This window comes from Psychrobacter sp. NPDC064578, from assembly GCF_044901245.1.
Lineage (GTDB): Bacteria > Pseudomonadota > Gammaproteobacteria > Pseudomonadales > Moraxellaceae > Psychrobacter > Psychrobacter cibarius_C.
In genome coordinates this window covers 145,397-166,476 of record NZ_JBJDPI010000007.1, presented here as the reverse complement: position 1 = coordinate 166,476, position 21,080 = coordinate 145,397, and the positions used below count along the sequence as shown (strand labels likewise).

15 protein-coding genes are annotated in these 21,080 nt (G+C 39.3%); all 15 read right to left on the bottom strand.

The features are described 5' to 3' along the window. Positions 1 to 68: 68 nt before the first annotated feature. The 15 genes from ACI2JM_RS10010 to nusB all read right to left on the bottom strand — a co-directional run bounded on the left by ACI2JM_RS10010 (position 69) and on the right by nusB (position 20,992). Positions 69 to 518 carry a hypothetical protein gene (locus ACI2JM_RS10010; protein ID WP_404643904.1) on the bottom strand — a complete coding sequence of 150 codons (450 nt, stop codon included), beginning with the start codon at positions 516 to 518 and terminating at the stop codon, positions 69 to 71. Continuing rightward, positions 499 to 2,529 carry a hypothetical protein gene (locus ACI2JM_RS10005; RefSeq protein WP_404643902.1) on the bottom strand — a complete coding sequence of 677 codons (2,031 nt, stop codon included), beginning with the start codon at positions 2,527 to 2,529 and terminating at the stop codon, positions 499 to 501. Before ACI2JM_RS10005 ends, ACI2JM_RS10010 begins: the two co-directional genes overlap by 20 nt. After that, positions 2,526 to 4,253 (bottom strand): hypothetical protein, encoded by a 1,728-nt coding sequence (locus ACI2JM_RS10000; RefSeq protein ID WP_404643900.1) that lies wholly within the window; start codon positions 4,251 to 4,253, stop codon positions 2,526 to 2,528. The genes ACI2JM_RS10005 and ACI2JM_RS10000 overlap by 4 nt, the downstream gene beginning before the upstream one ends. Then, positions 4,246 to 5,511 carry a site-specific integrase gene (locus ACI2JM_RS09995; RefSeq protein WP_404643898.1) on the bottom strand — a complete coding sequence of 422 codons (1,266 nt, stop codon included), beginning with the start codon at positions 5,509 to 5,511 and terminating at the stop codon, positions 4,246 to 4,248. Before ACI2JM_RS09995 ends, ACI2JM_RS10000 begins: the two co-directional genes overlap by 8 nt. Before the next feature lie 87 nt (positions 5,512 to 5,598). Beyond that, on the bottom strand, positions 5,599 to 6,759 hold the full coding sequence (locus tag ACI2JM_RS09990) for a type IIL restriction-modification enzyme MmeI (protein ID WP_404643896.1): 1,161 nt from the start codon (positions 6,757 to 6,759) through the stop codon (positions 5,599 to 5,601). A 145-nt stretch (positions 6,760 to 6,904) separates the two neighbouring features. Beyond that, the gene (locus ACI2JM_RS09985) at positions 6,905 to 8,479 is read right to left on the bottom strand and encodes a Tn7-like element transposition protein TnsE (RefSeq protein WP_404643894.1); all 1,575 of its coding nucleotides are present in this window, start codon (positions 8,477 to 8,479) and stop codon (positions 6,905 to 6,907) included. After that, positions 8,476 to 10,026: a TnsD family Tn7-like transposition protein gene (locus ACI2JM_RS09980; protein WP_404643892.1), complete on the bottom strand. Its 1,551-nt coding sequence runs from the start codon at positions 10,024 to 10,026 to the stop codon at positions 8,476 to 8,478. Before ACI2JM_RS09980 ends, ACI2JM_RS09985 begins: the two co-directional genes overlap by 4 nt. Position 10,027: 1 nt before the next feature. Further along, positions 10,028 to 11,701: an AAA family ATPase gene (locus ACI2JM_RS09975; protein WP_404643890.1), complete on the bottom strand. Its 1,674-nt coding sequence runs from the start codon at positions 11,699 to 11,701 to the stop codon at positions 10,028 to 10,030. Positions 11,702 to 11,724: 23 nt separating this feature from the next. Further along, positions 11,725 to 13,839, bottom strand: a complete 2,115-nt coding sequence (locus tag ACI2JM_RS09970) for a Mu transposase C-terminal domain-containing protein (protein WP_404643888.1) — start codon at positions 13,837 to 13,839, stop codon at positions 11,725 to 11,727. Beyond that, positions 13,823 to 14,638: a TnsA endonuclease N-terminal domain-containing protein gene (locus ACI2JM_RS09965; protein ID WP_404643886.1), complete on the bottom strand. Its 816-nt coding sequence runs from the start codon at positions 14,636 to 14,638 to the stop codon at positions 13,823 to 13,825. The genes ACI2JM_RS09970 and ACI2JM_RS09965 overlap by 17 nt, the downstream gene beginning before the upstream one ends. A 149-nt stretch (positions 14,639 to 14,787) precedes the next feature. Beyond that, positions 14,788 to 16,632, bottom strand: coding sequence for a glutamine--fructose-6-phosphate transaminase (isomerizing) (gene glmS / locus ACI2JM_RS09960; RefSeq protein ID WP_404643884.1), 1,845 nt, complete (start codon positions 16,630 to 16,632; stop codon positions 14,788 to 14,790). Between the two features lie 239 nt (positions 16,633 to 16,871). Next, complete coding sequence (gene glmU / locus ACI2JM_RS09955) at positions 16,872 to 18,254, bottom strand: bifunctional UDP-N-acetylglucosamine diphosphorylase/glucosamine-1-phosphate N-acetyltransferase GlmU (protein ID WP_404643882.1); 1,383 nt, start codon at positions 18,252 to 18,254, stop codon at positions 16,872 to 16,874. 240 nt (positions 18,255 to 18,494) lie between these two features. After that, a complete protein-coding gene (locus ACI2JM_RS09950; RefSeq protein ID WP_404643880.1) occupies positions 18,495 to 19,073 on the bottom strand; it encodes a phosphatidylglycerophosphatase A in 579 nt (192 codons plus the stop codon). A gap of 3 nt (positions 19,074 to 19,076) precedes the next feature. Further along, complete coding sequence (gene thiL / locus ACI2JM_RS09945) at positions 19,077 to 20,117, bottom strand: thiamine-phosphate kinase (RefSeq protein WP_404643878.1); 1,041 nt, start codon at positions 20,115 to 20,117, stop codon at positions 19,077 to 19,079. A 2-nt stretch (positions 20,118 to 20,119) separates the two neighbouring features. Beyond that, positions 20,120 to 20,992, bottom strand: a complete 873-nt coding sequence (gene nusB, locus ACI2JM_RS09940; protein WP_404643876.1) for a transcription antitermination factor NusB — start codon at positions 20,990 to 20,992, stop codon at positions 20,120 to 20,122. Positions 20,993 to 21,080: the final 88 nt, after the last annotated feature.

Here is a 21,080-nt window from a genome sequence, read left to right as displayed (position 1 = left end):
TACTGCATTGGATAAAGCTCTCTAATATCAACCCTTTCCCTTGCGCTCAGTGAGTGAAAAATATCTGCCTATGACATTCTTGATACGTCAATTGCTGGTAAGCGGGCTTTTAGTCGTTCATTTTCCAACGTTAAATCAACAATTTCACGCTGAGTCTCTACTAACATTGATAAGGCTTTATCTCTTTGTTCTTGTAAAGAAGTGACTTGATCCCTTAACGCTCTATTTTTTGATCTCTGAGCCAGCATCATTTGTCTTGAAGACTTCTGTACAGGATCTTCCTTATGGTCTTCTATCCATTTTTGAATTTGCTGAGATAACTCAGGATATCGAGAACTCCGTAAGGCCGATGGATTCACACCTGCTTCTTTAGCAACGTTGTTCTGGCTTACAAGAGTTCCTTTAGGTAGGATTTCTGGCTTATTAGATTTTAAGCGTTCAAATGCTTCGAGAAATCTTATTTCCGCCTTGCTCAACACTCTTTCTTTGACCTTTGGTTTAGCTTCTATGAATGACATGAATGGCTCGCTCCGCTGATTCTAGTTGGGCTTGTAGAGACTCATACAGTGTTGTTCCAACTTCAACAACATTTATTTGGCTACTTAACACATCTTTTAGTTGATTAATCATGGGTAGCTTTTCTTTGTCTATTAATGCGGATTTACATGGCTTTTCATCACCAAAGCCCATACAAGAGCTAATATTGCTTATTCCGCCTAATGGACATGGTGGTCCTAAGTTTGCACAACCACCAAGAAACGTCTCACGATAGCTTACTTTGCCAGATTTAGCAGCCGCTAAAAGCTGCTTATGATCTTTTTCTGATATCTCAGACAAGAGCTGTTCTTTTCGTTTTTCAGTATGTGGAGAGACGTAATGGTCAGCTTGTAGTCCTTTAAGGTCTCTGACTATAGACTCGTACATTTCACGTAAATAAAAACTACGAGCTTCATCATTTAATGGTTCTTTTAACTTATAATAATTTTGACCGTAATACTGGCTCATAGCTCGACTAGCATGCTTTAGCTGGTACTGTACTGAGAACTCTGAAACAAGCCCACTTGCAAGCATATTGACGGCTCCTGTACGTCTTAATTGATGCCATGCTAAAGGCCAAACCTTACCAACCGAATATTTTTCTGGGTCTAAGCCATTTGTAAGTCTATTAGCCATCTCTAGATCTTTTTCGGTTATCCTTAGTTCTTTTTCATCGAATAGTTTAGGCCACCTCTTAAGAGATTCACTATATGTACGTGGGTTTTTGAATAAGTTTGTACTTTGCGATGCATTTTTTGGTATCCACGGTTCATGTGACGTACACTGCAAAACAGGGTTATCAATAAACTCTTTAGGTAGGTTTGTATGGGGGTCTTCTTGAGCAGCTAGCATTCTTAGAGATGCAATACTAACCATAGCGTCAATAGCTATTTTGACACTAGGAGATACTATCCAACGAGCATTTTTATCTTCGAGAGTCTTAGTGGTGGCACCTCTAACTAGATAAATATCAGTTCCTAGAGGATCTACTTCGACTTCAAAGCAGTCAGCTCTAAGCCTATTACATTCTTCAATGCGCATTAAGGAGAAGTTCAGTGTATAAGCCAACCCTGCAAAGCTAATCAAGCTCATATACCTTGAAAGTGTTCCAATGCCAAACACCTCGTCAGTATTTACCCATTTTTTTAGTAGAGTATCTATTTCAAAAGTCTTAGCTGTATTAGCAAAGTTTCCATAGAAAATCTGACCTGACGGTCTTTTACCAATATATCTAGCAGAATTGAAAGGTGATTTCTCTAATAGCCCCTCGAATGCATCTGAAAGCTTGCCACCAGCATTATTAGCATAAGCTTCCAAGCAAAATTTATAACATTCTTCTATCTTGTCTTTATGGGCTATGAAGTCATCTAAGCACTCTTTTAATCTATTTACCTGATAATGCCATAATCTAGTAGGAATATAGGCTGTTTGGATTGCATCGCGTTTAACTACTGCGCTGATAAAAATCTCCATACCCTTTTTATTAAGAATAGTAAATCCCATTTCTTTCGATATGAACATAAGATCATTAAGGTAAGTAATCAGATGCATCTCTTTAATTGCATGGTGAGACGCTACCTCTCTAATTACGTCTGGAAAGTCAGACAACTGAGAAGCACTGATGTTATTTTTTGAGCAAATTACAAATAGAGGTTTTATTGTTGAAAACTTAAACACTAGAGTTCTTGGTTTAGTTACACCCGCATAGCCCCAAAGCCACCAAGCAACAATTTGTCGTAATAAATTGGCGTTATCTTGACTAACTTTATGACCTTGCCCTTGTCCATCACCAAAGTAAATCTTTAAATTACTACCATGCCAAACTGAAAAATCCCAACGAGTGTCACCGTACCGTGAAATGACACTACCATCTGTGTCAACAACAACAGGAAAGTCAGATGAAGGAGGCCAGCAATTAGGTCGAAAGTTAGGTGAATCTACTTCAATAAATGAAGAAGCAATTTGCAACCCTGGAAGGTTTGATATGTTCATACGATACCCTCCAACAGTCTTATATAGCCATCCCAAGCAGGATGGTACTTACCTGAGCGAATAGAGTTTTGAGCATCTTCTACCCATGTATTTCGGATCTCACTACCATCAGAAATGGCTTTGAGCTTTAATTTTATTCTATCCATTACAAAGTTAGCTGGGTGGATGTGGTTATGCTCAGATGGTTTATAGAGATTGGTTTCAAGTCTTTTGAGTTGTAGGTGTGATGCTAGCTTCCAACAATATTCTGAACTCATTACATCTCTATGTTTCTCACAAAAGAGACAGCCATCAGGACTTATACAGTCAGGCTCAGGTGCATTTTCTGGTAAGTTAACTATTTGCTTAGGTTGATGTGAGTCTACGCACAGTCCTGGACCAGGTGGAGATTGAGCAGGGTCTATCAAGTTATGAAACTCTATAATCTCACTAGAAGCTCTTTGATGATGAGGCCGCATATAGTCTTTAAGCAGAACTTCTGTTGTATGACCCATTTGCTCTGCTGTGAGATTTAAGTCATTTGTTTGCCTCAATAACCAGTTAATACGTGTATTGCGTAATTGAGTAGGATTAATAAATATAAGGTTATTCTTTTTGAGTAAGTTCTTGAGAGTGCTGATGCTTACCTTAGATGTTTTGGTGCGAATCATGCCACGGCTTATCATTGGAAATAGCCTTTCATCGTTTTGACTTAATTCTGTCTCATCCAGCCAGTCTAGGTATGTCTGGAGGTGGTCACGATATGCCTTATAACAGCGAAAAATGGCTTCGCCTTCTCTACGTCCCTTATAGACTCGGAAAGCCTCATAATCCTCTCCATCAGACTGCCATCTGTAAGTGCTTTTGCTTAAAGCTACTGCTTGAGATAGGTTCATTCCAGTTTGCGCTATGAATATCAGTAACTCCGACTCAATTCGGAGATTTAGAATTGACGACCTTTTATGAGTTTCTAACAGGCTAATACTCTCTGCTAATGGTTGTCGCGCAATAATAGCTCTTTTCTTTGAACCACTATTTTCTATTATTGCAACATCTAAGTAAGGATCAATTAAATTGCCAGCGACCGTTAAGAGTTTATTTTCATTGAGTAAGATTTCTATAGGTAAACTGCCACGCACAGTTTTAATATCTAAATGATTACAAATGGTAGTTAATGTATGTCCAAACTCAAAGGTGTCTACTAAATTCTGTTTATCAGCTTTTGTACTCAAAACATTAGTAGGCTTTTTTGGCCTTTTGAGCCTCGTTGTAAGCATAAGACTATTCCCAGGCTTAGCACCTGGTAGATGTAAAGCTTTGCCAATGAAACTTGCTATTGTGGAGGCCAGCTTATAGGCAGTCATTTGAGCTATATCTTTATTAACCTTAATTCTATTAAGTAAATACTCAGTCCAAGCTTTGAATGTAGGGATGATGGATTCTTCTGTAGATAACTTATCAGTAGTATCTAACCAGCTGTAAAAAAACCATATTTTTTGAAGATAGCTTCTGACTGTGTGTTGAGACGATCCCCTGGTAAGATAAGAGTTAAGTATTTCATGAAGTTTGACTACAAAAAAAACTCTGTCTTCAATTAGGTCTCCGAACTCGCTTTCGTTGATAGACTGAATTACCACATCGCGCCTAACACTCGCAGCTCCTCTATATAACAAGACTTGCAAATCCCAAGGCGTTTCATGGGTACCTAAAGCCAAACCTTTAACCTTAAGATCTAATTCAGACATTTTTATGGCTCTCTATCAATCCCATAAAAGCTTGGGTAAATGCATCAGATACTTCTTTCATTGCTTTATTGTTTTCAATGAATTTAATGTATTTCATAGTCGTGATTTCATCTTTATGGAGACAGGCTTCTCTGACGAACTGAATCGACTCGCTAACAGGCATGAATTTTAAAGCTAATTTCATTAGCTCAGTAGCATACGTGGCGCGAGTTCTATGAAAATGAAAACCTCTTAATACTTTTACACCACAATCCTTTCCTATACTGCGAAAGCGAGACATCTCAACATTTACTGCACGACTGTTATCACCGCTATATGTGTTGCCGTATCTAGTTAAGAAAAGAATATCCTGATCTTTATGGGATGCTAGAGCTTGACGCTTTAAACGCCTCGTACTCATAGCGTAATCTAACAAAGTATCAACCAACTCTTGTGGTATTGGAACTGAACCTGTTACATCAAATTTCGTAGCTACTGGTGGTCTAGCGCCAGGTCCTACAGATAGCGTCTTTAACCCAACATTTGGGATAAGAGTGGCATTTTGAAGGGTGGACACCTTTAAATCAGTAATTGATCCTAGTCGCAAACCTGTGAAAAAACCTATTCTTAACATCAAGGCAAACTCCTCAGAAGCACGTTCATCAGCCAACCTCAAAATCTCTTTCATACCTAAAGCTGATACAGGTAATAGTCCATCTTCAAGGTTGATAGATCCTGCTACTTTGCGATTTGGAATAGCTAAATCTGTACTCGATACACGTAAAGTATGTTCCAATCCAAATCCGTTCGTAATCTTGATTCCTACAAATTTATCTTGCCACATAGGCCAATCTGGTGAAATCAAACCCTTTTCTTTTACCCATTTGTAGTATCGGATGACTGACGACATTCTTTGAGATGTCGTACTAGGGGCTAACTCACCTAAGTTTCTAGCCTGTATCAGTGCGCCTCTAAATCGAATTAGGCATCGCTCATTCTCTCTCTCAGGAAAATGCCACCAATCAATTGACTCAGATTCTAACCATTTTGCATAAGCTAGTAGGTGAGACATATTAGATCTGACAGTCTTGATATTACGCTTAGAAGAAGTTGCCTGTTCTAAAGCCCATAAGTTCGCTTCTGCCCAAGTTGAGTTATCTTCCCAAACTATTTGAGGCAGTCTATCGATACTTTTAATCTTGAGTTCATTCCAGGATATAGAATTATTCTTGACTTGAATTGAGCGAGGTTGGTAATTAATAAATTCTAGGCTAGCCACTTTTAGTTCCTTAATACCAGATCGTCATTAGAAACAATGTACTAATAATTAAACAGTGATGTCTATGTATTAAGTATCACTATGTCACTAGATTACCATGTATGATGTGTTATTAAAAGTACCTATGTAACGTTTACCACAAGCAGGATCAAAAAAGGTCAATTTCGGCAGCTTTTCATAGAGTTTTATAGCTCTAGGCTTATCTTTAGCGCACTTTGAAAACTCATCACGCAGCTCTTGCAAGAATAAAGAATTGATGACCTTTAAAATGTTCTTTTCACTGGTGTAATGAGCACCAAACTCACGACGTTTATCGTCGCTGTCGGCTGTGTCGTCTATATCCAGTACGCTTTGGAACATTGAGCCAAAGATAGCAGGGCTGATCTCGCTCCAATCAAGATTGTTACACTGAACAACTAGGTTATAGAGGTTTTCATCAAAGTAAGGGATACGGATTGACTGAGAGAACAGATCACCGTTGATATAAGCAAAGGCAGCATAGCTTTCAGGCAAGCGACTTGAGCGATCTTTAGTGTTTAAAGTATCAAACAGCGTGGTAAATACTTCATTAAGGTTGCTGCCGTCACTTCTTGCCTCTTTTTTGAGCAATCCATCTAATAGGTTTTTTTGTCCAAAGATGCCGGTGTCATCGGCAAAGAAACAAAAGATCAGGCGAGTTAAGAATAGTGCCAATTCATCGGCATTAACCCCATCGGAGATAAAAGCTTGATGTAGCTTAGCAACCATTTCAGTAGCTTGACGGTTGATAGGATTTTCTTCAACGATCTCAGCCATTGCAGCGTTTGGTGCTAAGAAGTCCAGCCATTCCGCATTTTTAGGAAGATCAGCAATGGGACATTTATATTCTTTGATGTTTAGAGGGTTTTCGATATCGAATAACCATAGCTCATCGAAGTTAGACAGCACAATATATCTTGGCTTATCTGCTACGCTTAGGCGTTCATAGTATTTGCTGACTTGGTTATAAGCTTTATTTAGATCAAGACCACGGCTTTTTTGTTCAATCATGACCAGTTTAGGAATAAATGCATCAACATACTTTTGAGATTTATCATCTTTTAGACGATGTTCAAACGCTTTTAGCTGTACTTGACCCGATACGCCATAAGCATTGAATATCTGTGTCCAAAAGTTCTGACTTTGACCTCTCTCATACCCTTCAGCGTCTTTATAGTCATGGATAATACGGTGTAGCTGCTCACGGATATGCTGATAATCTAAACTCACAGTACTTTACTTCCTTATCTTATTATGTAGGATGCCTTACATTATCATTCATAGGTAACTATTATTAATTACTCTATAGTTATTAATGTTTTTCGCGATAACTATACTCTATCAATAAAACATTTTTATAATTATGAGTAACGAATTACTTGGCTACTCTTAAGGCAATTGCGAGTCGATTTAACCATCGTTCAAAGTCTATACTATCTTCTAAAAGCTCCCACATATCTTTAGGATGGTTAATAGATTTTGTCTTACCATATTTCTTTAAATTATTTTCGGTCGGCCAATGTAAAGACTTGCTGACTATAATTGTCATTAACTTGTCTATGTGTGTACGCCAATGAATAAAGTCATCAACTTCAATAACCAAAGTCGATAGAGCTCTATTTTTGTCACTCATATCAAGCTCCAAAATAACAAATTTAGCATTCTCAGTGGTTACTTGAATTTCAAGTAAAGCTCGTTTATTGCCATCAGTAGTTTTATGGCATTTAGACTTATTAACAGCTAGTAAGAAATGTAATTTTTGTTCGCAATGGACTTCGTATTTCTCATCAAATTTTTTAATTAAGAATTTAAACGCTTCAAAACGCTGCATGTACAGTTCTATAACATCGCTTTCATCTTCTAACCCTGCAAAGTCAGCTTGGCAAGCCGTACCTCCAACTATAGCTTCGTCAGCGCTAAACTCTAATTCAACAAACTCATCTGTAGTTTCAACATCTGCTCCAGTCCTGCCTTTTGATTTCCTTTTAACGACTTTTCGAGTTTCAATGGGTTGTACAAAACTAAATAACGTTTTAGGAATGTCTATATTTTTTAATCTAGAGTTGATATCTGCTTCTTGAGTATCATCTATTACTTCATCATTGGAACTACTATATCCCCCAGTACTTTTAGTGCCACCTGATTGAGTCCCAGTTTTAAATTTGTCACTATTGAAAAATACTTTCTTCGGTAAATCACAGTTAACATTTTGGACACTTGTAATCTCGTAAACGTAGTAATGATTGGTCTTTTTATCGAGCCATCCTCTTAAAGATAAATCAAAATCTGTTAAATTCGGTGGTTCAAACTTAAATTTCCACGTTTTTATGCCATTTTTCGTTTCTGCATTTTCAGTGAAGTTTTTGGATATGCTGTCATAAGAAGCACGGGCGTTTTTATCTATCAAAATCCACGCTAGCAACCTTCGAAGTCCTTCGTTATTTAGTTGAGTAACTGATAATGTGCAGATTGGTAATACATTTATGATTGATAAGCCATCAGAATCGTTTGTAATATAGAACTCTCTAGACAATATACCGTTATCTATACAGTTTCTTGCTAGATAGCTATTATGAAAAAACAAAGCTCTAGCAAACTCTATCTGTGGTATATAGATTTTAATATTTGTACGCTCATAATCTATGCTGATATTATAATCAAGCACAAAACTATAATTATCGCCTTCCTTATCCTTTTCCACCTTCCAATTTGAGGTGCTGGTTTTTTTTAGTTCGACAGGATATCCTGCACTACGGACTATACCATCACTAGGATTTATGTACCTTCTCTTCGCTATGGTTGGTAAATTCGATAACCTGGTATGTCTAAAAACATTTTTTTTATCAGCTTTTATACATAATCTAAGGTTCCATGTTTTAAGATGCTCATACTTAAATAACTCACTAATAAATTGGATTTGGGAGTCTTCAGGAAGGTTCTTGATTATCATATATTTGTCCTTTTTATCTTTTTATAAACCAGATCGTATGAAACATCCAAAAATCGTTCAGTCTCTTCAGTCATACGTTCATCACTAAGTTTAGCTTTTCTTAAGACAATCCAGCGTGACAACGTTTCTTTATGGTATACACTTTCTATTAATACATGACTTAGGCGTCGTATTTGATAATCACTGATATCTTCGCTATACCGAGTTAGAAAAGCAGAAACTAATGGTAGTTTATACAAGTTTTTTTCAATCATTGAAACGGAGCTGGTCTGCTGCATCCACCATTTTTTTGATTTACGTGGTGTCTGCATATCCCAAATTATTTTTTTATTTTTTTCAATTAGTGACCGTGCTATTTCAATATCACGTTGATTCCAGTCGATTTTAGTGCCTTCAGGTATATGATATCTATGAATTTTTTTGTTAGTATGCATTAACCATGCTTTATCATTACGATACAACCATGCGTACAATGCTTGATCAACAGTGCGAGCACTTTTTATACCTTTGTATTCCTTTAGGAGATGCAACCAAAGATCCCGATTAGAAAGGATAGTGGCAGGATTAATATTATCGAATGATGTTTTTCGATCTTCAGCTCTAAATCTTACAGGTTCTTGAGCGACAACCAACTTTAGTATTTCCTGAAATGACCAATCTTTACCTATCAACATAGCTTCAATAACAATAATATGTTCTAGATAGCTGAATGATTTCCTATGCTTACGGAAAATACCATGTAGCCAGCTTGTCTCTGTTTCTAAGTGGTGTAGATTATATTGTTCAAGAAAACTATCAGACCATCTATTTTTGATCTTATCAATAACTTTATCATAATGAATATGCTTTAAGCCCCTGAGACAATCATTGTCTGAAGCAATTTTTTTGTAGAAATCGCTCCATTGCGCATAGGTAGGAGATGCTTGGCTTGGCAATTGAAGAAGCTCATTGATTTTCCCTCCAATAAATACACTATTTTCATTAGGCGATATTTGAATGTTAGCTTTACAATTGTATGGATTAGGAGCGATGAAGTCATGGCGAGATTTTGGTCTATACTCCAACGAGGAATCTATAAGACTTCCATGTCTGAGACAGCATGTTAATCCCTGTATTTGCCATAATCTTGACCAATACCATTCCCCATAGTTAGATAGCTGTTCATCAAGGCATAAAGGGCAGTACCTTAAAAATTTAATCGGCGGTAATCGTGAGGCGTTTTTACCAATAGCGAGGTGAATCGCTCCTTGAGATTGCTCAGTCATCCATTCAAGACATTTCTGTCTACGCTCTTCAGGAATAAAAGGGGCGTAAAGAGGGAAAAGAGTGTGTTTATAGGCTAGTGAGTTAACATCGTAATGACCAGAAGGATAGAGCTCAATAAGCCTAGATAAATGACAGGGTAGATCAACAGTTGCAATTACCTTTCTGTTTGCAAAAACATCCTCAAGCAGCTGTTTTGGACTAGTGATCCCAGCCCTTACTTTTGATCGAGCTACTGTGCTGTAAATAAGTTCATCAGGATAGGGAATAGGAAAATTAAGCATATCAGCTTACCCTAGGTAGCCAGTCATTAATATCAAAAATAAGATCAGTTGATTTTTTTAGATGATCATAAAATACGTTTTCTTCATTTTTTTGCGTGAACTGGAAGCGAAGGTCTTCTGTATCTAATGTATGCCAAAGATCTTGGCTAGTATATTTGGCTTTAAGTGGTTTAAGCTTATTATTTTGAACGTTAGGTTGTGTTTCACTTTCAGTATCGTTTAGCCACTTCAATATTGTTGGCATCAAACTTTGAATGGTTGATTCAGGTGAGCTTTGAATAGCGCGTGTTACTATAGGAACAAGCAGATCTGAGCTATAACCCATATCAACTAGCATACGGTGCAATCTGATACTTATTTCATGCCCTTGATACTCTGCAATATCATCAAACTCATTTTTATTTTGCTGTAACTGAGTTTGGAGAGTTAATAGTTTTTTGTCGATATCAGGAATAATAAGATCAGAGAACTGAGCAATCCTATCTGCTCTACCTGATCTAAGGGCTTCAATCATTGGATGAATGGGTCTTAGATCTTCTTCGTAAGTTGTTTGTAGCACTTTTATTGTAATACGCTCCAACCCTGAATCTATAGCTCGTAGTTGAGCAAGGACAAATAACTTGACTACGATATCAAGAATGCCCTGCGATAGATCATACCAACAGTTCTGTATGTCATCTGATAATTTTATATCGGCTTTTCGAAGCCATTGATATTTCCATAAATGATTGGTAAATATGTTCCATTCAGATTTAATAACTCTACCATCTTGTGTAATTCGATTTGCTTCATATGGCATTTGCTCCCAGAAAATAGAACCAAACCCAGCTCCACGACGTGCTGAACGAAAATCGCCTTCAAAAATGTATCGAGCTTTAGGCGTACCTACCATTACAACTGGTAGTCCAACAGTATTTACGAGAGTAACAAAAAAATTGAGCATTTTTTCAGCACCACCAGATTTATTAACACTAAGGTGCTGAATTTCATCGATAACTAATAATCCAATAGCGTGAAGATTAGAGATTTGCCGCATTAAGTTCAGTAAATTATCGATCCCTTGGTTTTTACGAGTGTATTTGTCTTCGTAATTGGAGTCTAAAGCTTGATCAATAGCTCTAAAAAAATGTAAACATAAGCTTTTTAACGAACCATCATGAGGACAGTCAATCTTTAAGTAGACAATTTGGATAAAGTTGAATTGTGTATGATTGATAACTTGAGGATAAGTAGATAGTATTTTGTTTAGAGTAGTTGTTTTGCCGCTACCGGAACATCCAATGAAAGCTAAACTACGAGCCGTAGATATAGTTGATGGAAACCTTATAGCGTCATTATTTCCCGTCATCAACCTCTCATAGCCATTTTGTAAACGAGTATTTAAAGAGCCGTCTTTAGGATTTCGTCCTATATAACCTTCACGAATCATAATTGAAATTTTCTTCTCAAGATCAATATGTCTATTAATCGGTTGAAAGAATTGATTCATCAGCTGAGCTATGAGATGCCCTCGGACAGCAGAACCTGCTTGAGTGTCTGAAGCATGAAAATCAACACTACCTTTTAGCTTTCTAACGACTTCCTCTGGTTCAAATACGTCTGGCAAAGCTTCTACAAATGAATTACCTTTATAGGGCCCAAAACTGTCCTTGTATATAGCTTCTACCATCGTCATTTCAATACTCTCTCTTCAGCTTATTATTCATCATCAGAATCTATATTGTGGTAAATAGGGTACTTAAGAGCTAAGTCTTCATCTGATAATGTAGTGTTAGCACTGTCCTTTGACGAAGTTTTAGGTAGCTGTATAATTTTGCCATTTTTAGCTGTCTTGGCATAGTGAGCTTCTTGCCTGTCTTTACGTTCAGTATTTCTAGCTTGTTCGCGATGGTCATTGATGTTAGATAACTGGGCGGACTTAGTCTGTAGAACATTGGATTTGGCTGCTATAGCTTGTTTTATTATTCTTTCATTCTCTATTTCGAGTTGCTCTAATGCTAGGCTGCTCCCAATCTCTTGTTGAGCAACTGTTTTTTTCTGCTCGTCTTGAATGTGCCAAACTTCCCAAAAGCTGCAATCTTTAAACTCTCTAGAACGATCAGATAAATGAGCTTCCCAGTAATTGAGACTATTCTTTTCATAGAAAATATATATTTTATTTGCATCAATAGGGTCATAGGCAGCAATTAAAGATTTAGGACGATTGATTGTGTTTTTGCGATGTAGCCAGCCTTGCTTCCTCATTTCCGCAGAATTATAATAAATACCGAAAAGCTTTATACCCAAATCTGATAAGGTTGCTTTTTTTCTAGGTAGAAGTGCTACATAAAGGTCTTCTTCTGATACAGAGCGCAACTTTCCTGTCCGATGCTGTAGACCCCAATTCCATAACTCACGTGGGATTGAAGGTAAACTTGAAGGCATATCGATATCTCTATCATAATGTGTTAACTGGTGAGTATTATTATGTATGAGGATAGAGTTGATCATAATTTTGGTGAAATCTGATATTGTCAGAGTCGAATCTAGTCGATAATCTCGACCACCTTTCTTTTTTTCTTTCACACCAGTCACTACACCAGGAGCAAAGGGTTTAAACCGAGATTGCATTGTTTTAAAGTATCGCTCTACAACAGGTTTTAAATCTCCACGATAAGGTGGTGTATTTTCTATTCGAACAGAAAAACTTTTTTCTAAAGTTTCAATTTGATGGCCCAGTAACTCTCCACGGTCTGCAAGAATTGCATCAGGCAGTCCTATACACGGCCAATCATCTGCAGTAATATCGATTCCATATTTTTTGCAATGATTCTGTTTATCAGTAACTGCCATTTTTAAGGCTTGTATGCTAGTGGCATATGAAGGGTTTTCAAAACCAATATAGACGCCTGCTATCATTCGACTAAATACATCTGCAACAAAATAAATGACAGGACGGCCTACGATACTCTGTCTGTCTGAATCAGATAGTAGATAGATATCTGCAATTGTAGCGTCTATTTCATAGCGTGAACCAGGTCCGAGAACTTGAGTATTAACAGTGGAACGTAATTGCCTTACGTCTTTGTTGTAACTAATCTTATTGTGTCTAAACTTAAGTTTTTGAACAGAAGTAAATTCTTTATTATAGAAATACTTAAACTGCCAAATACTAGGAAAGTTTTCGTCGTCAATTTCAGGATTTAGTGAGCGATACATAGCTTTAAATTTGCGATATGCATAAACGATCGTATGTTTGCTATCATTTAAAAGATACTTATTAATGATCATTGAAAAGAGCCTTTCGACATCTGTATTGATTATGGCTGCCGTACCCTCTTTATAAACTCTTGGCCTACCAAGCTTCTTTTCTTTAGCAATACGTTTTTTACCTTTTGCTCCAGAGTTCTTGTAGTTTGGAAGTAGAGCATTAGGTATTTGTCCTCTTTGCCAATATTTTCTGATAAGCCGATATAGAGTCTGATTCGTACTTTTGTCTGAACTGACAATATCATTAATTATTTTTGAACGTACTTCAGGTAGATAATATAATTCATTAGAGATAATCGGTTGTATCAACTGATAGTTCTCATCTCTCTTTATTTGAGCCGTAGTACCATCTTCTGGTGATTGCAACAGCAAGTATTGATAAGGATCATCTATCAAATGGCATTCGCCTTCTTCAATTAGATCGACTAAACTTTGTGTTTTTATTAATTCGGGCAGAGCTATAGTTTCGTTGATATCAATCCAAATAAAAACGTCATTGGGTAACTCTTTGAGAATTCTATACTCTTTACCTTGATTGTTGTAAATATCATTGATTCGAAACATAACGAAGCTCCTCAGATATTAAGCCCCAACACTCAGTTCCATCTACATTCAGATCGCTACATTTGAGCTTTCTGAAATCAATACGCAGATCAAAAGTGAAAAACCTTTGAGCTAATAGCTTTCTAATCTCATTTAAAGAAGCTCCAAGCTCGCTGTGATAAGCATTATCAATTTCTTTACATAAATTGATAATTGAGTTGCTAGGATTTTTTAGTATCTGTTCAGAGTATAAATTTAGTTTAAGCTCAATGTCAGAATAGATGTAACTATCAGACTCTGGATATAACCATTTGATATTATTCTGAACTTCTAAAGGAATATCTTTTTCCGTAACTATTTTCCAAGGAATGCCTTTACTCTGCCAATAACGACGTTCTATTTCTAGTTTTTCTATGACTCTAGGATTATTTAAATCTTTTGAATACTTAGCTTGAAGAGCAAATTGGTTGTGAAGGGTATTAGAAGTAACCACGTAGAAGTCCGAGGTCATAATATGGAGCTTACCCCTAATACTAGGATGCTTGACTTGCATTGAGTTGGCGATCTGCTGGGTATCTTCATATTTTAGAGGAAACTGTTCTCGTATATCAGTTACATCAGCACTCCATTCAAGAACTAAGAAAGCAGCTAATTCTAAGTCCGACATGAGATGATGAGTTCGTCTGGTCTTATGTCCAAAGGTTCGGTGAGAACGTCCTGTTGAAGATATGTCAGAGATTTTGATCCAAGGCTTATAATCAGCTAACTCTCCTTGACCTCGCTCTTCTTTAATCCACTTCTGTTGTTTTTTGGAGAGCATGAAAAACCCCTGCTAATGTTTTATTAAACAATAGCAGGGGTTAATACATGAGTCAATAGGATGATACTTTATTACTCAGGATGAAACTATATTACCTAAGATGATACTTTATTACTCGCTCACAGTTATATTAAAATCAGATATTTATATTATTCAACAGTCACTGATTTAGCAAGGTTACGCGGCTGATCGACGTCTGTGCCGCGCATTACGGCGACATGGTATGACAACAGCTGTACGGGTAAGCTGTAGACGATAGGGGCAAGTGTTTCACAAACATCGGGCACATAGACCACATGTAATCTGTCTTCTGCGACCATTTGACTAGATTCACTGGCAAAAACGAACAGCTCACCATGACGCGCGTGTACTTCTTGCATATTGGCTTTCAGCTTATCAAACATGCTGTCTTTTGGCGCTAGTACGACGATGGGCATGTCTTTATCGACCAATGCCAATGGTCCATGCTTCAGCTCACCTGCCGCATAACCTTCAGCGTGGATATAAGAGATTTCTTTCAGCTTTAACGCGCCTTCTAGCGCTATTGGAAACTGCAAACCACGACCTAAGAACAGGCAGCTCTTTTTATACTCAAAATGCTCACTCATGGCTTTGATAGGCGCATCGAGGTTTAAGCTGGCATGTAGTTGACCACGTAGTTCTTGTAATTGACCAAGCAAGGTACTCAGGTTTTCGCCAGTCATGCGCTCTTGAACGACACCCACTTTTAAGACCAATAGCATTAAAACGGCGAGCTGAGTGGTGAAAGCTTTGGTAGAAGCAACACCAATCTCGGGACCAGCAAGCGTTGGTAAAAAGATATCCGTCTCACGTACCAGAGACGATGTCGGTACATTACATAAGGCTAAGCTAACTAGACCTGCTGGCGTGTGCTTTTGAATATCACGTAGCGCCGATAACGTGTCTGCCGTTTCGCCAGATTGAGAAATACAAATGACGAGTGTGTTGTCGATGACGACAGGATTGCGATAGCGAAATTCACTAGCGACTTCAACGGAACAGGGCACACGAATAAGGCTCTCAAACCAATATTTTGCGACCAAGCCTGAGTGGTAACTGGTACCACAAGCGATGACTTGGACATGCTTAATGCCTTTTAATTGCGCTTCATGACGCTGTAAAAAATCATCACGCAGTTTAGACGGCTCATCGCTATCTACAGCCATCTCAACAGTACGGGCAACCGCGTCTGGCTGCTCATAGATTTCTTTGAGCATATAATGCTTAAATTCACCTTTATCCGCATTGTGCTGTGCCGCATCAATTTCATGTATCTGACGTTTTACTTCGACACCATCGGCATAAACCTGAATGCTACTGCGCGTCAATTTGGCGATATCACCTTCTTCTAAGTACATAAATCGATTGGTGACCGGTAGTAAGGCTAATTGATCAGAAGCAATAAAATTCTCACCGATACCCACACCAATCACCAGTGGAGAGCCTAAACGAACAGTAATCAGCTCTTCTGGGCAGTCGATATGTAGAATACCAAGGGCAAATGCGCCATGTAATAACGGAATAACGGCACGAACCGCCTCTAGTAAATCAGGTGTGGTTTTGTAGATATCATTGATTAGATGAGCGACGACTTCGGTATCAGTCTGCGACGTAAATACGTAACCTTTAGCAATCAATTCTTCTTTTAATTCGGCATAGTTTTCAACGATACCGTTATGTACCACAGCAATCTTGCCTGATACGTGCGGATGGGCATTACGCTGTGCCGGCTCGCCATGGGTTGCCCAACGTGTATGCGCAATACCAATGTGACCATCGAAAAATTCAGGATTAACTGCCACAGCATCGACCAATGCTTGCACTTTACCCACTTGGCGCTCGCGATGGAGTTCGCCATCACGAATGACGGTAAGACCGGCAGAATCATAACCACGGTATTCTAGACGCTTAAGACCCTCAAGTAAGATATTAGCGATATTACGCTCAGCGACTGCTCCAACGATTCCACACATAACTATTCCTTAAATTCGATGTTTCGTGTTTTGATTTTTAAAAGCTTCAATGCTTAACCGCTCAAATACTTTGAGAGGCGATAATGTTCAGTCAATAAATAATAGAAGTTCATACTGGCAGAGCTTTTATACTAACAATTTTGACGTTATAAATATAAGGAAGCAGCATCACAAAAATTGTCATGCTGCTTAGTATTACTTCAATAGATACTGTTCAAAATGCTTGTGATTGACCATTGCTATTTTAACTTTTTGGTCGGACGCTGAAAGTCGTTTTTCTGAGTTTGTCGTGCCCGTCCAAAGGCTAATGCTTTACTGTCGACGTCTTTAGTAATCACTGAACCTGCGGCAACCGTAGCGGTATCACCAATAGTCACAGGTGCCACTAAACTTGAGTTCGAGCCAATGAAGGCATTGTCTTCAATAATGGTTTGTGATTTATTGACACCATCATAATTACAAGTAATGACGCCAGCGCCGACATTAACATCTGTACCAATGGTCGTATCACCGATATAACTCAAGTGATTAACCTTGCTGCCATGACCGACTGTTGATTTTTTAATCTCGACGAAATTACCGACTTTACTGTTATCAGACAATACGGTTTCAGGACGCAAATGGGCGAAAGGACCAACATCAACACCTGCCCCAATCTCAGCGCGATCAATCACGCAATAAGGTTTTATGTGGCAGGCATTACCAATGTGGGCGTTTTTAATCACGCAGCCTGCTTCGATATAAACGTTATCGCCTAAGACACAATCACCCTCGAATACCACACCCACATCGACAAACACGTCTTGACCCGCAGTCAAGGTACCGCGAATATCAACGCGACTTGGATCAGCAAACTGCACGCCCGCTTCTTGCAAGTCGGCAACCAGTTTGCCTTGCCAAGTGCGCTCTAAGCTAGCAAGCTGTTGGCGGTTATTGACGCCTTCAATCTCAAAGGTATGCTCAGGCTCAATCGTGACAATATTAATGACTTCAGCGACCGCCATTTTAACGATATCCGTCAGGTAGTATTCTTGCTGCGCATTGTCATTAGACAGCTTTGGCAGGTATTTATGCAATAACGCATTATCGACGCAGTAAATACCGCTATTAATCTCTTGGATTTTCTGCTCATCGGCGCTGGCATCTTTTTGCTCGACGATGGCTTCGATGTTGCCGTCTTTGTCACGTTTGATACGACCGAGACCAAAAGGATTGTCTACGGTCAACGTCAACATCGACATGCCGTCAGTATTAGCCGCTTGTAGCGTTGCTAATGTCTGGCAGCTGACTAATGGCACATCACCATAAAGAATCAGGCTTTGCCCTTCTTTGGGTAATTCCGACAGGGTCACTTTCACCGCATGTCCAGTACCTAATTGCTCAGTCTGAGCAACCCAAGTAATAGGCAAGTGCGCATATTGAGCATTGATATCTGCTTGGACTTGCTCGCCACCAAAACCATGAACAATAATGGTGTCATCAACCGTTAATTGATGGCACGTATCAAGGACATGACCCAATAACGACTTACCAGCCAATGTCTGTAGCACTTTTGGCTTAGCCGACTGCATACGCGTGCCTTTGCCAGCAGCGAGGATGATTACCGAGAGGGGAGTGGTCATAATAGCCTACAAATGTAACAAAATATAATTTCAAATTATAACGCAAACCGTCATTTAACTAAAACGCTATGTCGTGACATCTTTGTAACTTACGTTGCTTGTCATGGGCTTACCATTTACTGGTGGCTTGCTGATAAATTGGCTATCGTCACAAACGCATTACTAAAAAAATGATGGACTATAAACGACAATCGGTTATGAAAGACCGTCGCTTATATAAAAGCGAGGCTAATTTAACAGTTAAAGGATGGTGGTATAAATAATGACCCAGACGGCTGCTGCCATGATCCCTGCGATGATGTCATCAAGCATGATACCTAGGCCGCCCGCGACTTTTTTATCTGCCCAGCCAATCGGTGGTGGCTTAATAATGTCAAAAAAGCGGAACAATATAAAGGCGATAATAATGGCAACAATAGAAGAGATTTGGGCGATATTTTGCCAAAAATTGCCGTCAGCGATACCCATATAAGATAGCGGCAGTAGGGTAAGCCACATGCCTGCCCATTCATCCCAGACGATATGCGGGTTATCATGACCACCCATTAGCTCTGAGGTACGACCGCATATCCAACTACCAATCACACAAGAGAGAATGGTAATAATCAAAAATGGCACGAATCCTAAGCTTAGCAATGGTATCGCGACGATTAAGCCACCAACCGTACCCCAAGTACCAGGCGCACGGCGCGGTAGGCCACTACCTAAACCTAACCCAAGCCAATAAACTACGCGGTCAAGCATATTGGCATTGGCGGGTAGCGGCGGGCAATCATTGGCTTTACGGATATCAGGCTTAGATAGGTTGTGATCAATCATGGATTAACCTGCAAAATGTTGGTAACCCGTCAGATTGGGCCAAGTAGTAAAGGGGGCGGGATGGGTAGGTGTGATTGGCTGTCCTTGATAAAAAAGCTCTGGTGGTAAATTTTTGATAGAATCTGGCTCATTTACGGCTATGACTTCGCCGATACAGGTAACAGGCGTGTTGCTACTGTCATTAACAGGTGGTTCAATATGAGCAGGCAAAGTAAAAGCCAATTCATAATCATCACCGCCAGTCAGCTGGCACAACAAGCGCTCGGTCAACTCAGCGTTTGCCAATGCGTTGCTAGTAGGTAGCTGATCAAGATGAATGCGCATACTAACGCTGCTTTGTTGGCAGATATGTCCAATGTCTTGATACAGACCATCAGAGATATCTATCATCGCAGTCGCACCAATTTTTGCCAATGCTGCACCCAGTGCAATACGCGGCGTTGGCATATGTAGACGATGCGCAAGCTCAATACCGATAGCATTGTCAGGATTTTGTAGCGCATAAGCGGCATCGCCAAGCGTGCCTGAGACATAAAGTTTGTCGCCAACTTGCGCGCCTGAACGGTAGACGGCTGGCGTTTCTTTGGTGAGTAACCCTTGCGCGCTGATACTCAGAACTAAATTGTCGCTGCGCGTGGTATCACCACCAATCAGCGTCACCCCAAATAGCTGGCAAGCATGGAATAAGCCTTTAGCAAATTCACTTAACCAGTGCTCATTTGCCAAGCACTCAGGCAAAGCTAACGCCAATAGAATACTATGCGGAGTTGCACCCATAGCGGCAATATCTGAGACGTTCACTGCCACGGCTTTATAACCGATGGTAAATGCCAGCTTATTTACTTGCTCCCAGTCAGCGCTAAAGTGTCGACCTTGAACCAGTGTATCAATACAGCTGACCAAGCGCGCACCTGCAGGCAAGCTCATCACCGCCGCATCATCACCAATGCCTTTTTCAACACTGCCTTTGTCGACACTGCTAGACAATGACTGCGTAGCTTGCATTTGGGAGAATATACGCTCAATCAGCTCAAACTCATTCATGATTAGTCTTTGCTGTCTGCATCAGTGCGGTCTGTTTCAATCGCTTTTTTGCTCGCTTTAAAGTCACTAATATTGGCAGTAGCTTTACTAGCGCTATTGCGTTTGACGGTAGCATTATTGGCACTGATACGAGGCTTGTTTGAAGTAGTTGGTTTTTCTTCAATGGTAGCTGTATCAGCACTATCTTCTATATCGGCATTATTTTCTGCATTGGTATCAGCTTTTGTTACAGGTTTAGCAGCCGCTTTTTGTGAGGTGCGTAAATTGGCTTTGCTATCTGCTTCTACTTCAATAGCACGTAGCTCTACCGCCATTTTATCAAGGACGGCATTAATCAATTTATGCGCGTCAGTAGCGCCAAAGTGATTATTGAGCTTCATCGCTTCATCAAGTACCACTTTATAAGGAATCTCTAAGCGGTTTTGTAGCTCGTAAGCACCAATCAAAAGAATAGCGTGTTCGACGGTGTCCAATTTATCAATTTCACGGTCAAGATGCTGAGAGATAAGGACATCTAGCGCCTCGATCTGCTCTGGAATATCACGCATCATTTCATGATAATAGCCAATATGTACGGTATGCATGGCATTGGTCGCGCGTGTACGAGCGGCGATATCGTGTGGGGCATTGTCTTTCCAGCCAAGCTTACCATCGATATCGAAGCGGCGGTCAGTGACGAGCCATTCGTATAGACCTTGCATCGCAAAGCGTCGCGCTTTACGAATAGCGGTGTGACTGGTCTTATAAGAAGACTCACTCATATCGAAGATTTGATCACCCGCACTGCTGCTCGCGATGCGCGTGGCTTCAGCTTGTTTATCATTGGTTTGGGCGGTTTTCGCAGCGCTGATAGCGCGCTTGAGTTGGTCAGTCATAGGGGGTCTATACCTAGTTGCTAAGATAAAAAGTTTTTAAGATAAAAGTTTTTAAGATAAAAGTTTTAAAATAAAATGTTAAATAGTA